Here is a 15,584-nt window from a genome sequence, read left to right on the forward strand (position 1 = left end):
AAATCAACTGCTTCAAACGATCTTTTTTATTGAAGAGCAAAAAATGGATAGTCAAAGGTTGAAACGTTCGGCTCTGATCTATTAATTTACTCTTTTGAACATCAGTATAGCCGAAATTTTTATTCATATTTAACATTTATACAATGCCTCTGGATCAACATTGGGACGAAAATGAAGAAGAAACGGGCGGTGAAATGACCTTCATTGAACACTTGGAGGAACTTCGCTGGCACATCATCCGGGCACTCGCGGCCATTATCGTCTTTACCGTTCTGGCGTTTGCTTTTCATAACGAAATCTGGAATGGCATTATCCTGGCTCCCAGCCGACCCGATTTCTGGACCTATCGCAAGCTTTGCGATTTAGCCCAGATCGTGAATGCTCCTGATTTATGCGTTCAGAAAATTGACTTCATTCTGATTAACCGGGAAATGACGGGTCAATTCATGATGGCCATTACCTATTCCTTTTTCATTGGTTTATCACTAGCCTTTCCGTATGCCTTCTGGGAATTATGGCGATTCATTAAACCAGGTCTTCGGGATGTGGAAATTAGTGCTTCCCGGGGGTCAGTATTTTGGGTAACGCTCTTGTTTTTCTGCGGGGTAACCTTCGGTTATTTTGTGGTCAGTCCCCTAGCCATTAATTTCCTTGCTGATTTTAAGATTGATGAATCCATTCAAAATCAGGTAGATATTTCTTCTTATGTGAGTTTGCTGGTAATGATGGTTCTGGCCTGCGGTCTGACGTTTCAGTTACCGATGATCATTTTCGTGTTATCGCAGGTGGGGATTATGACTCCTAAGTTTATGCGGGACTATCGGAAACACGCCTTCATTGTTATCCTGATTATCGCGGCGGTTATTACTCCTTCACCCGACGTATTTAGTCAGATGCTGGTAACGGCTCCTTTATTATTACTTTATGAAATCAGTATTTTCGTTTCGGCAAGAGTGAATAATAAACGGGAAAAAGCCCGACTTGCCAGCGAAATTGCAGAAGAAAACGAAGCTCGATTTAGAGAAAATAACTAACAAAAAAGCCTCTGAGAAATCAGGGGCTTTTTTGTTAGTTACCGATTTGCCATTATTCCCACAGTCGAAGTTTCACTGTTGATAACAGGCGTATATTCCTTAACTGATCTCTCAAAAGAATGGAGAGATCAGGGGAAACTTTTAGATTATGAACGGTACCTCATGACCTAATAAATTAGAAGAAGATAATAAGGTCCTTCGCTTCGCTCTGGATGAAGGAAAGAAGTTGATAACCTACTGAAACGTATCATCATCTTTTTGACCAGAAGTGACAAATCGCGTCTCTACTTTAAGGTGCCTTGCCAAATAATAATAATCAACGCATTACCCGTCGAAACCTGCAACATCACCCCTACTTTTAACGTATCGTATTTTGAATAGTAACCCCGCAAGAAATGAAAAAATATATACTGGTATTACTAGGATCATTGGTCTTCTATCCTGCCCTGGCCCAAAAACCTCTTTCACTTTATTCACAGAAACAAACGCAATTATTGGAAAAGGCGGCTCGCCAGTTGGCCGATCAGGAAAAGACCTCCTATACGAAAGCTCTGGATCTTGTCAATAAACGCGGCTGGTTTGTCGAGCGGCTGTATGCCAATGGTCGTCGTATTAAACTTCAAGGGCTTGATGCTCACGGAGAACCGGTATATATAACTACTTTTTCGAACGTAATTGCCGCCGCAACAACCCGCACAAATACGCTTCAAAAGGGAGGAAGTCTGGGATTAAGTCTTACGGGTGGAAGCTCCGTTATGAATGGCCGTTTAGGCGTATGGGACGGTGGGGCCGTTCGCCCAGATCACGTGGAATTTTCAGGTCGGGTAACGCAGGTAGATAACGTCACGAGTAATAACTCACACGCTACGCACGTGGCCGGAACAATGATTGCCAGTGGAGTTAACCCATTAGCCAAAGGTATGTCTACGGGAGCTTCGCTTCGGGCCTGGGATTTTAACAATGATATTTCAGAAATAACCAGTGCTGCTTCGGGTTTGTTAATCTCCAATCACTCCTACGGACAATTGGCGGGCTGGCAACTGGACGAAGACGGCACGACCTGGCGTTGGTACGGCACCGATGCCGTCAGCGAAACAGAAGATTATAAATTTGGCTATTATAGCTCCAATGCTCAATCGCTGGATCGCATTGCCGTTAACTCACCCAATTACCTGATCTGTTTTGCGGCGGGTAATGACCGCGATGCCAATGGAACCAACAAACCCGCCGACGGAGCTTCGTATAGCATCGGTTCGGGTTCTACAACCAGTACGAAAGTCCGCAAGAGCAATGGAGCTTTTGATAATATTCCAACCTATGCTACGGCAAAAAATATCCTGACCGTTGGAGCAGTGTATGGCTTACCTCAGGGTTATAACTATGCTTCAGATGTGCAGCTAGGCTCATTCAGCAGCACTGGACCTACCGACGATGGGCGTATTAAGCCTGATATCGTTGGCGATGGAGTCAATGTTCTTTCTTCTACTTCGTCGGCTCGCGATGCGTATGCTACGCTTTCAGGCACTTCGATGGCATCCCCTAACGTTTCGGGAAGTCTGTTTTTGCTACAGGAGCTTTACAGTCAGCAGAATAACAACCAGTTCATGCGTTCTTCCACGCTGAAAGGATTAGTAATCCATACCGCAGATGAGGCCGGAAACAAGGGGCCAGATTATACCTACGGCTGGGGATTACTGAACATGGAGAAAGCCGCCAAGGCTATTCTTAATCAGGATAAGAGTTACTCCATCGCTGAACGCGAATTAAGCTCAGGGCAAACCTACACGCAACAAGTGATTGCTTCCGGTAAAGGTCCGCTAGTCGTAACCATCGCCTGGATTGATCCCGAAGCAACGCCCTTAACCGTCAATGCGGCGGCTTTGAATAACCGTACGCCCCGATTGGTGAATGACCTGGATATTCGAATTTCAGACGGAACAACGACCAGCCTTCCCTACATTCTCGATCCTGAAAATCCTTCCACTCTGGCCACTCGTGGAGATAATATCCGGGATAATGTTGAGCAGGTTGTCATTGAGAATCCCGTTCCCGGCCGGACTTATACCATTACCGTTTCTCACAAAAACAGCTTATCCGCCCCTCAGGCTTATAGTTTAATCATGAGCGGTATTGGCGGAACGGCTTACTGCTCGGCTCTGGCAACCAATACGAATGTCAGTAAAATCAGTAAAGTCGTTTTCGGTACCATCAATAATGCCTTACCCGAAGGTTGTTCAACAAATCTCGTATTTGCAGACCAAATCGCTGAAGTATCCACAGGCCAAACCATTAATTATGAAATTACCGTAGCAAACTGTAACGGAACCAGCACCAGCAAAACGGTAAAACTCTTTGCCGACTGGAATCTGGACGGTGATTTCGAAGATGCGAATGAAACGCTGGGAACTTCATCCGTTTTGCAAAGTGGAGGCCTATTCAGCGGAACCGTTACTATTCCTTCGGGCGTCACTACCGGGCAATTCATTCCCTTACGAATCATTACTCAAGAAGGCTCAACAGCTATTACGGCGTGCGGTAACTATACTGCCGGACAAACGCAGCAATACGCATTGAAAATTGTTACGCCTGCCAAAGACGTAGGCATAACCGCATTGCTTTCGCCCGAAGCGAATTTCTGTTCCGGCGGCAGTACTTCTGTGCAGGTAACGGTGAAGAATTTTGGTACAGAAAATCAGTCTTCTATCCCCATTACGGCTCAAATAAAAGAGGGATCTACCACAGTAGCCACCTTTTCCGGCCAGACCAGTATTAATGCCTTTCAGCAGAAAAACGTGTGGTTGACGGGATCGTTTACACCCGAAGCTACCAAAACGTATACCATTACTGTTACCACAGCCTTACCGGGAGATCAACAATCCAGCAATGATGGATTAACGCAAACGCGGACGAGTGCAGCCCTGGTTACTCCCGTCGCTACCGCTCAAACCTGCGGAACAGATACGAAGGTAACCTTGCGAAACTCTGCTTCCGGCACTGCTTTCTGGTACGATTCGCCCAGTGGAGGTAACTTACTCGCCATTGGTAATGCCACTTCTATTACTCAGAAACCCGCCTCTGGTATGATCTATGCCAGCCTGAACGAATTCAGCGGCACGGTAGGCCCGGCTAATAAATCGGTTTATCCGGGTGGTGGATATAACCAGTTTACACCTGCGATTACTGTACATGCCGATATTCCGGTAGTACTGGAAAGTGCCCGATTATACATTGGCAATAGCGGTACGATTACTTTTTCGGTTGTTAATGCTTCGGGAAATATATTCTCCAGTGTAACGCTGGATGTAACGGCTACCAGAAATCCGGCGGCAACGGGTGCCAGTACGGACGACGCTAGTGATAATGGAGCCATTTACCCACTCGGACTGAACATTCCAGCGGGAGATTATCAAATTCAGATTGCATACGGCAATGGAGCTACGATTTACCGAAACCTGAGCAGTAGTACCAAGCCTTATCCATTCAGTATCAGTAATATCTTTTCGATTACAGGGAATGGAGCTGGTAGTGCCGCTTATACCTACTATTATTACTTCTACGATCTGAAAGTAAAAGCCAGCGGTTGTTCCAGTAATCGGGTTGCAGTGCCCGTAACAGTAGGAACGGTTACCTCGCCTGCCCGCATTACCGCCGGAGATAGTGCCCTGGTGTGCCAGAACGGAACCCTCACCTTACAGGCTAACACTGGAACTGGATTTATCTATCAATGGTACAAAGAAAACCAGACGATTTCTGGGGCCACTTCTTCGACGTATACGCTCAACCAGGCTGGAAGTTATACAGTAAAAGTTTCGGAACCTTCGGGTTGTGAGACGACCTCTTCCGCTACAGTGGTACGCAGTCAGGCTGTAACGATTCCGACCATTAACCGTCAGGACTTACAGCTAACTTCTTCCACAGCAACGGCGTATCAATGGTATCGGGATAGTACGCTGATTTCGGGAGCCTCATCTCAAACCTATCTGGTTGGGCAATCGGGTTCTTACCAGGTGGAAACTACGCAATCGGCTGGTTGTAAAGCCCGTTCGCAGGCCGTTACCGTGGTTATTACATCGGTGGAACCCGTTCAGAAGGCAACTATTTTCAAGGTATCACCGAACCCGGCTCAGGAACGTATTCGCATTGAATATGATAACCCTACCGCTTCCAATGTCTCGGCAACTATTTTGAGTAGTGATGGGAAAACGCTTCTAACGCAGCAGATGTCTCCGTTAGGAACGGGTTATTACCTTGACGTAGACGTTTCCCGCTGGAGTAACGGATTATATCTTGTGCAGATTACCGACGAACATGAACGGGTAAGTCAACGGTTTATCAAGAATTAAGTCCGTAGAGACCTCAATTAATCTGTTTAGCCTAATCAAATTCGGTTGCAGTAAACAGATTAATTGAAATGGGAAGCATGAAACGTGATCAATCAACGTCTCTACGGGAATAAAAGGAAAATGCGACTCGCTGAAACGAGTCGCATTTTTTATGGTGGTCTATTCCTTCGCCTGTCATCTCGAACGCAGAGAGACCTTCTGTAGGCATGGGACTATTTTTGGAAAAGGCTCATTAATTTCAATCAGAAACTATTACTCGCAACTCATAAGTAAGGTTCTTCGCTACGCTCTGAATGACAGGAAAGAATTATTAGTAGTTAACCACAGTACAACCTCTAGTTTCCTCTAAAGAACTGAAGAATAACGATAACCAATGTCGAATAAAAGGTACTGGCTATAATCTTAATCAACGTCGGAGCAATCAAAGCCAGGCTTAAAGATTCGAGACTGAAAAGTAACGCATGATGCAGTAATGCGGCAATGAATGTATAGCGAATCACCCACCAGAGATTCATCACTTCTAATGTAGGTTCGTTACGTTCTTCGTATCCTCGGGCAGGTGTTAATAACCTCAGAATACCGGGACGGGCAAAAGCCAGAAAAACCGTACAGGCCGCGTGTAATCCTAACGTATTATAATAGAAATCGACAAAGAAGCCGGAGACGAAAGCCAACAACAACACCCAGGTTCTGGGAGTATCAAAAGGCAAAGAAAGAACGCTGGCAATGTATATAAAGCAAAAGGCATGATCGAAAAGGATCATGCTTCGAAAGAAAAAGACCTGAAGCAATAAGTAAAGAACTACCCAAAAGGCAATACCTAAAATATTTCGATTCATGGGGTTAAATGCGGTTTGGGTTTAGGGTTTTTATGTTTGGAGTTTGGAGTTCGTTATTAACTCTAAACCCTAAACTCAAACCGCTAAACTCTTTTACTTGACGGTACTTTCGAGTTGTTCCTGCTCTTTCTGAAGGCGATTATTAATGATATACACGTAGGACAGGTTACGTAAATCCGTCGCAAGTTTTACATCAATATCCCAGAACGTCTGGTCTGAACTAACCCCTAATTTTTTAACGGTTCCCACCATAATTCCCGCCGGGAAAACGGAGTTAAAATGCGAAGTAACAATAGTATCCCCCATTTTTACCGACTTATAACGCGACACATCGAAGAGCTTCACGATCTCGGTATTTTGTCCTTCCCAACGGCTGGAACCAATTTCTCCGCTACGTCGTACCTCCGAAGAAACCCGCATGGGCGGATCAATGTGCAGAATAGAAGTTACCAGAGAAAAATGCTCGGAGCAGCCTTTAACGATACCCACTACACCCGTGGGAGAAATAACACCCATTCCCGGCTGAACGCCATCCGCTGTGCCCTTGTCGAGGGTGAGGTAGTTATTCTGAGCCACAACGATGGAGTTTTTCACCACTTTGGCTACCACCGGCTGGAACCGCGTAGCAACCGCTGAATCCGCTTTGTAGTTAATAACGCTAGGCACCTGTTTATTCTGGAGCTTGGTTAACTCCGCATTCAAACGGGCGTTTTCAGCCGCCAAGCCCGCATTTACCTGCCCCAGATTCAAATATTGCGTGACGGAAGCCTGTAACTGAAGGCTTTTGGCCACGTAATAATTGGACGTGTGGAAATAAATCGAGCTTGGGTAGTTGTTAAACTTGAAGTAAAACCACAAGCTTAAAACTTCGAGCAGGATGAATAAAATAAAGGCCCGCTGCCGGGCTATAAAAGCAAAAAGCGAATTCATGCAACGGGAAGCAAAAATGAGAACGTAAGTAACCGAGTCAGTTGATGACTGGGTTACTTACGTTTTACGCTGTCCTGAAATTAACTAATAAGAACGGCCTTAAATTTATCCAGATCTTTCAATACTTCGCCCGTTCCACGAACGACAGCCCGCAGAGGATCATCGGCGATGTGAATCGGAAGTTTTGTTTTTGCACCCAGACGTTTGTCCAATCCATGTAATAAGGCACCGCCACCCGTCAGGTGAATACCGTTGTGGTAAATATCCGCCGAAAGCTCTGGAGGTGACGTTTCAAGAGCCTTCATGGTAGCTTCCTCAATTTTCGAGATCGATTTATCAAGGGCATATGCAATCTCCGAATACGTTACTTTAATTTCTTTCGGAATACCCGTCATCAAATCCCGACCACGGATTTCGAAATCCGCGGGTGGGTTTTCCAGTTCGGGTAAGGCTGCTCCTACTTCGATTTTAATCATCTCAGCCGAACGCTCGCCAATCAGGAGGTTATGTTCCCGACGCATGTAATCCACAATATCACGGGTAAAGACATCCCCGGCAATGCGAACGGATGCTTCACAAACGATACCCGAAAGTGCGATCACGGCAATCTCCGTTGTTCCCCCTCCGATATCCACAATCATGGAACCGTTGGGTTGCTGAATATCGATACCGATACCCAAGGCTGCGGCGATGGGTTCGTGTACCATGTACACCTCTTTTGCACCGGCATGCTCGCACGAATCTTTTACAGCTCGTTTCTCCACTTCGGTAATACCGGAAGGAATACAAACTACCATGCGGTGAGAAGCGGTGAAGAAACGCATGCCTTTGCGTTCGTCAATCATTTTAATCATCCCCCGAATCATCAACTCGGCTGCCGTAAAGTCGGCAATAACGCCATCCTTAAGGGGACGTATCGTTTTGATGTTTTCGTTGGTTTTTTCGTGCATTTGCATGGCTCGATGACCAATGGCCAGTACTTTGCCAGTGGTTTTATCGAGGGCGATAATAGAGGGTTCGTCCACTACTATTCTGCCTTTATGAATAATGAGCGTGTTGGCCGTGCCCAAATCGATCGCTATGTCGCTGGTTAGGAAATCGAATAATGCCATTGGAAGCCTCTGAGCGTCAGTTTTTTTAGTTCAATTCTTAGGAATGTGCAAAATTAGGCAATCTTCGAAGAAATATCTTCGAAACGTTTTTTAAATAATACAACTTTAACTTTAGTTGTTATTTGCCGGTAGTATAGGTATTTCCAATCTGTATGTAATAAATTCCAACGCAGAACCAATTCACTCAACCATCTGTTAATCAGTACGTAACGATATAATTTACATGAAAAAAAATTCAAAAGAAAATCATACAGTCACGAAAGAAGAACGTTTCCTCAATCAACTTAAAGCCGAAATTCACTCTTTTTTTGATATTAATTACAAAGAAGCCTTCACTATTTCGGAGTTATGCGATCAGATGGATGTACGGGGAAAGTCCCTGCGGGAGATTTATCGCCTCATGATCGAAGAGCTCAATGAAGAAGGAAAATTACTTTTTGCTCAAGGTAAGTATCAGGTAGATACGGGCTTACGTTACCGCACGGGCCGGGTGGAACACACCAACAAAAATTTTGCGTTTGTTGTGCTGGACGACGCCAAACCCGACGAGCCTGACGTATATGTTCCAACGGATAACCTGAATTCTGCCATGGATGGCGATCAGGTACGGATTTCGATCTGGAAAGGCAGTAAGCGTTCTGGCTATCGTCCCGAAGGCGAGGTGCAGGAGGTTCTTCACCGAACCCGGCAGGAAGTTGTAGGAACTTTCGAACAGATGAGTCCAAAATATGGATTCGTTTATCCCGACAATCGCCGGATTTATACGAATTTTTTCATTCGAAGTGAAGATTTTAATGGCGTAGAAGACGGTCAGAAAGTAATCGCCGAGATTACTAAATTCCCCGTAGAAGGGCAGCGGGCCGAAGGTAGGGTTAAAACTGTACTAGGAAATGCGGGTGATAATAACACCGAAATGCACGCAATTCTGGCCGAATTTGGTTTACCCAATGAATTTCCAGAACACATCACGGCGGCGGCAGAAGCCATTCCGGAGAAGATCACCCCGAAAGAAGTTAAAAAGCGTCGGGATTTCCGCCCCATTACTACGTTCACGATTGACCCCGCCGATGCCAAAGATTTCGATGATGCTCTTTCCATAGAGTATCTCGAAAATGGTAATATCCGCGTAGGCGTTCACATTGCCGACGTAACCCATTACATTCAGCCGGGAACGGAGTTGGAGAAAGAAGCCTACGCCCGAGCTACATCGGTTTACCTGGTTGACCGGACCGTGCCGATGTTACCCGAAAAGCTTTCCAATAACCTTTGTTCGCTTCGGCCTAATGAAGATAAGCTGACCTTTTCAGCCGTCTTTGAACTCGATGATAAGGCCCGAATTATCAATGAATGGTTTGGCCGAACCATCATTCACTCGGATAAACGCTTTAGTTACGAGGAAGCTCAGGAGTTACTGGAAGCTGAATTAACAGAAAGTGAAACGCCTGCCACGCCAGAAGCTACGGACAAGCCCAAAGGCCGAAAGAGAAAGGTAGAGGCCACCGTTAATTTCCAGAAAGATTTGCACGTGTTGAATGATCTGGCCAAAACACTACGGGCTGAGCGTTTCCGTAAAGGAGCGGTCAATTTTGAAACGGTTGAAGTTAAATTCCGTCTGGATGAAAATGGGAAGCCTCTCGATGTATATCAGAAAGTTCGGAAAGACGCTCACAAGCTGATCGAAGAATTCATGTTGCTGGCCAATAAGCGAGTAGCGGAATTTGTCTTTAATCTCAAGAAAGACGAGCCTCGTAATACGATGGTATACCGAATTCACGAAGCTCCCGATAAAGATCGCTTGAAGACCTTTGCGGATTTTGCTCTTCGTTTCGGCTATCAGGTCAATGTAGAGGGGAACATCGCCAGCTCGCTCAACCGCATGATGACGGCAGTGGAAGGTAAGCCCGAGCAAAACCTAATCGAGAACCTGGCCGTACGAACGATGGCCAAAGCTCGCTATTCGACGGAAGAGATTGGTCACTTTGGTTTGGCTTTTGCTCATTATTCGCACTTCACCTCTCCCATTCGTCGCTACCCGGATATGATGGCTCACCGTTTGCTTCAACATTACCTGGACGGCGGCAATTCAGAAAACCGGAACGAATACGAAGGTCGCTGTAAGCACAGCTCCGAACGCGAGAAAATGGCCGCCGAAGCTGAACGGGCCAGTATTAAATACAAACAGGTTGAGTTCATGCAGTCGCATCAAGGCGAAGTCTTCGACGGTATGGTTTCAGGTGTTACCGAGTTTGGTCTATTCGTGGAAATCAAAGAAACCGCCAGTGAAGGTATGATTCGTCTGAGTGATTTGAAAGATGATTATTATGATCTGGATGCTGCTAATTTCCGATTAGTAGGCCAGAATTCAGGACGTATTATCAACTTTGGAGATAACGTTCGGGTGAAGGTAAAAGAAGCCAACTTAAGTCGCCGGATCATTGATCTGGAATTATTAGGCATCTTGACTACGGGCGAGTCTCCCCGACTCAAACCCATTCCATCCTCAGGTAACAGGGGTGGTAATCGAGGCGGTGGTAACCGAAATCGTAAGCCTTCCAGCTCTTCGCCAAGAGATAAAAATCGGAATAGTTCTTCTCGAAAAAAACGCTAATTACTAAATTAATGATTATGTAAGAACCGGGTCGATAAGATCTGGTTCTTTTTGTTTAGAAGATGAGAGGTAATCCCAAAATGACATTTTACCAATCAGAGAGTCCATTACCTCTTTTTTTGAACGAAGCAATAGACCTTGGCTTTTAGGTTGATAATGGTACCCATGACTCCATAAGTTAGAAGAAGGTAATAAGGTCCTTCGCTTCGCTCTGGATGACAGGCCCTGAGGATATGATGTCCCCACAGGTGTGCGATAATTATAAATACCAACCAGTGTCCCCGAATTTCATCCGGGTCCATCCAGACCGGGGAAGTAACATTCAAAGAAACCTTCCCAAGGCCAAGTAAGCTCTACACCCGCTCGTACGAAGGGAAAAGCCTACTTACTTTTATTTAAATTTCATTGACAGATTGTCTCTAAGGTATTTATATGATTATCAAACAATTAATAAACGAAAACCGAAGCTTTTACCGGTTATTAATAAATTTTTTGTAACTTAAATCGTTTAAAATACACGACTGATCTATACTTCGGTATACGCTTCATACAGCATTTACTCTAAAGGCCTCTGTACTCTTATGCAACACTCTCCAATCTCTACTCTATTAGGGCAACTGGACGAATACAAGCGAAAGTTTTATACCAACTTGCTGTTAAAGGGTATTCTCTTTTCGGCAGCCGTGGTGCTTTCGGCTTATTTGCTTTTGAATACCCTCGAATATTTCGGCCATTTCGGCACCATCTTCCGCACGGTTCTCTTCTTTGGTTTTGTTGCCGTCTTTCTGTTTTCCATCATCTTCTGGGTAATCAAACCATTGGTGTATTTATACGGAAAACAGAAGCCCCTTTCCAATGAACAAGCCGCTCAGCAGATTGGACGTTTTTTCCCGGAAGTGGGTGATCGATTACTAAACACGCTTCAACTCGTTGGACTGAATCATAACCAGAACGAGTTAATCCTGGCTTCTATTGAGCAGAAGTCACAGCAACTGACGCTGGTCAAATTTGCGGATGCGGTTAAGCTCAATGAGAATAAAAGATACATCAAGTTCGTAGCGATACCGGCTTTGGTCATAGCAGCCATTCTCCTTGTCTGGCCGCAGTTTTTTACCAAATCCACGACGCGGATTGTCTATTTCACCAATGAATTTGCGGAAGAGGCTCCCTTTACTTTCCTGCTTGAAAACAAAGAATTACAAGCTTTTAGAAACGAGGACTATACCGTCCAATTAAGGCTTCAGGGCGAAGCCATTCCCGAAGCCGTGTATCTGACTTTCGAAGGACGACGCTTCAAAATGGAATCGACCGATCAGCGGCATTACCAATACACCTTCCGCAAAGTGCAACAGGATATTGATTTTAAGTTTGAAGCAGCGGGTTATACCTCTCATGCGTACGAAATTGATCTCATTGCCCGACCTAATCTGACAGGCTTTGCGGTGAATCTCCATTACCCGGCTTATCTTAATAAACCTACTGAATCCGTAGAAAATACGGGTAACCTTTCCGTTCCTGAAGGAACCCGTATTGAATGGGAATTTGACGCGTCTGAAACAGATGCCGTTAACCTGGCTTTTGAAGGAGAAACCGGACAGCAGATTGCAAAAAAGGCCATGATTGGAGGATTTTCTTTTGTTAAACAAGCTCGTAAATCCGGCGAGTATCAGGTTTTTCTGAAAAATAAATACGCTAACAATCGCGAGCCGGTTAGCTTTTTCCTGAACGTAATTCCCGATAAGTATCCTACCATTTCACTCGAACAATACCGCGATTCTACTTTATATAACTATCTGGTGTTAGGTGGAAACATTGGGGATGACTATGGGGTATCGAATCTCAAACTTTTTTATCGCATCCAGCGGGAAGGCAAGCCTGAGCCTAAAGCATATGCTTCTCTGGGTATCCCCTTCTCTAAAGGCCAAACCATTCAGAGTTTTTATTACCAATGGTCTACTGATAGTCTTAAACTGGCCCCGGGCGATAAGATTGAATACTTCGTTCAGGTATGGGATAATGATGGCGTCAATGGAGCAAAAGCAGCCAAGACGGGCGTAATGAACTATTCCATCCCCTCTAAAAAAGCGATTGACAAAGAAATTGAACAGGCCATTGATAAAACCGAGCATCAGATGGACCGCTCTTTGAGTAAAGCTCAGCAACTCAAAAAGGAACTCGAAGCTCTGGAAACTCGCCTGAAGAACAAACGTGATCTGGATTATCAGGATAAAAAACAGGTAGAAGAACTGCTGAAAAAGCGGCAGGAACTACAGGATGAAATCCGGCAGTTACAGGAATTGAACCAAAGCTTAACCGAAAAGCAGCAACGTTTCAGTGAACAGAAACCCGAGTTAGCTAAGAAGTTCGAGCAGCTCCAGAAGCTCATGAATGAGTTAATGAAAAACGACTCGGATAAACTCTATGAGCAGCTCAAGGAAATGCTGGAAAAAAATCAGGACGAACGCATGCTGGACTTACTGGATCGCCTGAAGTCAAAGGAGCGTAATGCCGAGAAAGATCTGGATCGGGCGATGCAGTTATTCAAGCGTCTGCAACGCGAACAAAAGCTGGATAAGTCTATCGAAGAGTTAAAAAAACTGGCTGAAAATCAGGAACAATTAGCTCAGAAAACGGATCCGGGTAAAGATCAGAAATCAGATAAAAATCAGCCGAACGATTCAAATAACAAAGACTCCAAGGATCCTAAAAATGGGAAGAACGAAACGGATTCCTTGAAAAATCAGAACACCGACCAGAAAGATCAGGATTCTAAAGAGAGTCAAAAGGCCGATGAAAATGCCTCTCCCCTTCAGCAGGAACAGCAGAAACTACAGGATGACATGAAGAATGTCAAGGAAGAGCTGAAGCAGGTGGAAGAACTAAATAAAGAGCTCAAAGACATGGAAAACATGGACATGGGCAAGCAAGAGCAGGAAGACATCTCCAAACAGCAGGAACAGAGCATGCAGGATATGAAGCAGGGCAATCAGAAATCAGCCGCTAAAAAGCAGAAGCAGGCCGCCCAGCAAATGCAGAAACTGGCTCAGAAACTGTCGGACATGAAACAGGAAGCGGAGATGGAAGAGAATCAGGAAAACATGGATCACCTACGCGATATTCTGGAAAATCTGGTTCATCTGAGTTTTGATCAGGAACGCTTAATGAAGGAGTTCCGGGGCATTCAACTGGCTGATCCTCGCTTCGTAAAACTGGCTCAGGAGCAAATCAAAATGCAGGATGATGCCAAGATCATTGAAGACAGTTTATACTCCCTGGCGAAACGCGTCATGCAAATTGAAGCATTTGTTACCCGCGAAGTAGGCAGTATGAAGAAAAACATGGACGATGCTGCCAAGTCGATCCGTGAGCGGAAACTGTCACAAGCCACCGCTCGCCAGCAATTTGCCATGACGAACATGAATAACCTGGCCCTGATGCTCTCGGACGTGCTCAAGCAAATGCAGGATAACGCCATGAATATGATGGCTTCCGGCAAAGGAAAAGGCAAAAAACAAAAAGGCAACGCCCCCGGCATGAGTAAACAGCAGGAGAAAATGAATCAACAAATGCAGCAGATGCAGCAGGGTGGTAATAAACAGGGTCGACAATTCTCCGAGCAAATGGCACAGATGGCTGCTCAACAGGCGGCTATTCGCAAACAATTGCAGGAAGCTATGGAACGGCTGAAAGGAACAGAGGCAGGTAAGAAATTGCAAAACGAAGCGAATGATCTTATGAAAAAGATGGATCAGACGGAAGAAGATTTGGTTAATAAGCGGCTTACTCCAAATACCATTAACCGTAATAAGGATATTCTGACCCGCTTACTGGAGTCTGAAAAGGCGATTCAGCAACAGGAAGAGGACGAAAAAAGGAAATCAGAAACGGCAAAACCCCTGCCTCCCAAAGTCCCCCCTGCCTTTGAACAGTACGTAAAGGAGAAGCAAAAGCAGACCGAGTTATTACGAACGGTTCCGCCCTCTCTGGCTCCGTTCTATAAAAAGGAAGTGGATCAGTACTTTAAAAAACTTCGTTAATCCTATCAAAAGCTGAATCGAAAGGTTCAGCTTTTTTCTTGTTCCAGATTCGTGATCGCTATGATTATTAGATTGCAGTACCCATTTGTACGTTATTAATAGTCAGGTCGTTAGTTATGCACGATCTTATCCACTGGGTTTTCCACAGAGTTATCCACCGTTTCATTTTCAGGCTTCTATCCTACTTGAATTCGCCTTATCTTTGTGATTCTCAATTTGTTTCTGAATGATTCGCTATTTCATAGAGGACGTAGAATTTAAAGTCCCATTTCCACAAAAAACTCGTCGCTGGCTTAATACGGTTGCCTTGGCTGAAGGATTTAAAATCCATGAGTTAAATTATATTTTCTGCTCTGACGAGTATCTACACAAGATCAATGTTGAGTATCTGAATCATGATACGTATACAGATATCATTACGTTTGATAACTCAGAAGAAGAGAGTCTATTAAGCGGAGATATTTTTGTAAGCGTGGAACGAGTTGAAGACAATGCCCGTTCACTCAATACTCTTTTTTACGACGAGCTTTGTCGGGTACTCGTGCATGGCGTCTTACACCTTTCGGGGTATCTGGATAAGACGGATGAAGAGGAAGCTGAAATGCGTCGTTTAGAGTCTCACTATCTGGCTTTAAGACCTTAATATTTTCACGTGAAACATTACTTTTTGATAAAAAAATA

Annotated in this window: 8 protein-coding genes; 5 read left to right on the forward strand and 3 right to left on the reverse strand. The window is 44.8% G+C overall.

Going from position 1 to position 15,584, the window contains the following annotated elements; translation table 11 throughout:
* Nucleotides 1–143 precede the first annotated feature (143 nt).
* Together tatC and QE390_RS07650 are read left to right on the forward strand one after the other, a co-directional pair.
* Nucleotides 144–1,034 carry a twin-arginine translocase subunit TatC gene (tatC, locus tag QE390_RS07645; protein WP_307141695.1) on the forward strand — a complete coding sequence of 297 codons (891 nt, stop codon included), beginning with the start codon at nucleotides 144–146 and terminating at the stop codon, nucleotides 1,032–1,034.
* 395 nt (nucleotides 1,035–1,429) lie between these two features.
* Nucleotides 1,430–5,377: a S8 family serine peptidase gene (locus QE390_RS07650; protein WP_307141696.1), complete on the forward strand. Its 3,948-nt coding sequence runs from the start codon at nucleotides 1,430–1,432 to the stop codon at nucleotides 5,375–5,377.
* A gap of 335 nt (nucleotides 5,378–5,712) precedes the next feature.
* Here the strand turns inward: QE390_RS07650 and QE390_RS07655 are convergent, their stop codons facing one another.
* The 3 genes from QE390_RS07655 to QE390_RS07665 form a co-directional block, all read right to left on the reverse strand.
* Nucleotides 5,713–6,216, reverse strand: coding sequence for a hypothetical protein (locus QE390_RS07655; protein WP_307141697.1), 504 nt, complete (start codon nucleotides 6,214–6,216; stop codon nucleotides 5,713–5,715).
* Nucleotides 6,217–6,309: 93 nt separating this feature from the next.
* On the reverse strand, nucleotides 6,310–7,146 hold the full coding sequence (gene mreC, locus QE390_RS07660; RefSeq protein WP_106636420.1) for a rod shape-determining protein MreC: 837 nt from the start codon (nucleotides 7,144–7,146) through the stop codon (nucleotides 6,310–6,312).
* 80 nt (nucleotides 7,147–7,226) lie between these two features.
* Nucleotides 7,227–8,258, reverse strand: coding sequence for a rod shape-determining protein (locus tag QE390_RS07665; RefSeq protein ID WP_106636421.1), 1,032 nt, complete (start codon nucleotides 8,256–8,258; stop codon nucleotides 7,227–7,229).
* A 223-nt stretch (nucleotides 8,259–8,481) separates the two neighbouring features.
* Here QE390_RS07665 and rnr point away from each other — a divergent pair, with 223 nt between their 5' ends.
* From rnr to ybeY, 3 genes are all read left to right on the forward strand, one after another.
* Nucleotides 8,482–10,866, forward strand: a complete 2,385-nt coding sequence (gene rnr / locus QE390_RS07670; protein ID WP_307141698.1) for a ribonuclease R — start codon at nucleotides 8,482–8,484, stop codon at nucleotides 10,864–10,866.
* A 581-nt stretch (nucleotides 10,867–11,447) separates the two neighbouring features.
* Nucleotides 11,448–14,903 (forward strand): DUF4175 family protein, encoded by a 3,456-nt coding sequence (locus QE390_RS07675; RefSeq protein WP_307141699.1) that lies wholly within the window; start codon nucleotides 11,448–11,450, stop codon nucleotides 14,901–14,903.
* Nucleotides 14,904–15,129: 226 nt separating this feature from the next.
* Nucleotides 15,130–15,546 carry an rRNA maturation RNase YbeY gene (gene ybeY / locus QE390_RS07680; protein ID WP_307141700.1) on the forward strand — a complete coding sequence of 139 codons (417 nt, stop codon included), beginning with the start codon at nucleotides 15,130–15,132 and terminating at the stop codon, nucleotides 15,544–15,546.
* The last annotated feature ends 38 nt before the right edge of the window (nucleotides 15,547–15,584 follow it).

This window comes from Siphonobacter sp. SORGH_AS_1065 (assembly GCF_030818595.1).
Classification (GTDB): Bacteria; Bacteroidota; Bacteroidia; order Cytophagales; family Spirosomataceae; genus Siphonobacter.

Bases quoted from the DNA above. Each gene is read 5' to 3' on its own strand.
- QE390_RS07655 (WP_307141697.1), bottom strand. From the start codon at position 6,216: ATGAATCGAAATATTTTAGGTATTGCCTTTTGGGTAGTTCTTTACTTA.
- QE390_RS07650 (WP_307141696.1), top strand. From the start codon at position 1,430: ATGAAAAAATATATACTGGTATTACTAGGATCATTGGTCTTCTATCCT.
- tatC (WP_307141695.1), top strand. From the start codon at position 144: ATGCCTCTGGATCAACATTGGGACGAAAATGAAGAAGAAACGGGCGGT.
- ybeY (WP_307141700.1), top strand. From the start codon at position 15,130: ATGATTCGCTATTTCATAGAGGACGTAGAATTTAAAGTCCCATTTCCA.
- rnr (WP_307141698.1), top strand. From the start codon at position 8,482: ATGAAAAAAAATTCAAAAGAAAATCATACAGTCACGAAAGAAGAACGT.
- QE390_RS07675 (WP_307141699.1), top strand. From the start codon at position 11,448: ATGCAACACTCTCCAATCTCTACTCTATTAGGGCAACTGGACGAATAC.
- QE390_RS07665 (WP_106636421.1), bottom strand. From the start codon at position 8,258: ATGGCATTATTCGATTTCCTAACCAGCGACATAGCGATCGATTTGGGC.
- mreC (WP_106636420.1), bottom strand. From the start codon at position 7,146: ATGAATTCGCTTTTTGCTTTTATAGCCCGGCAGCGGGCCTTTATTTTA.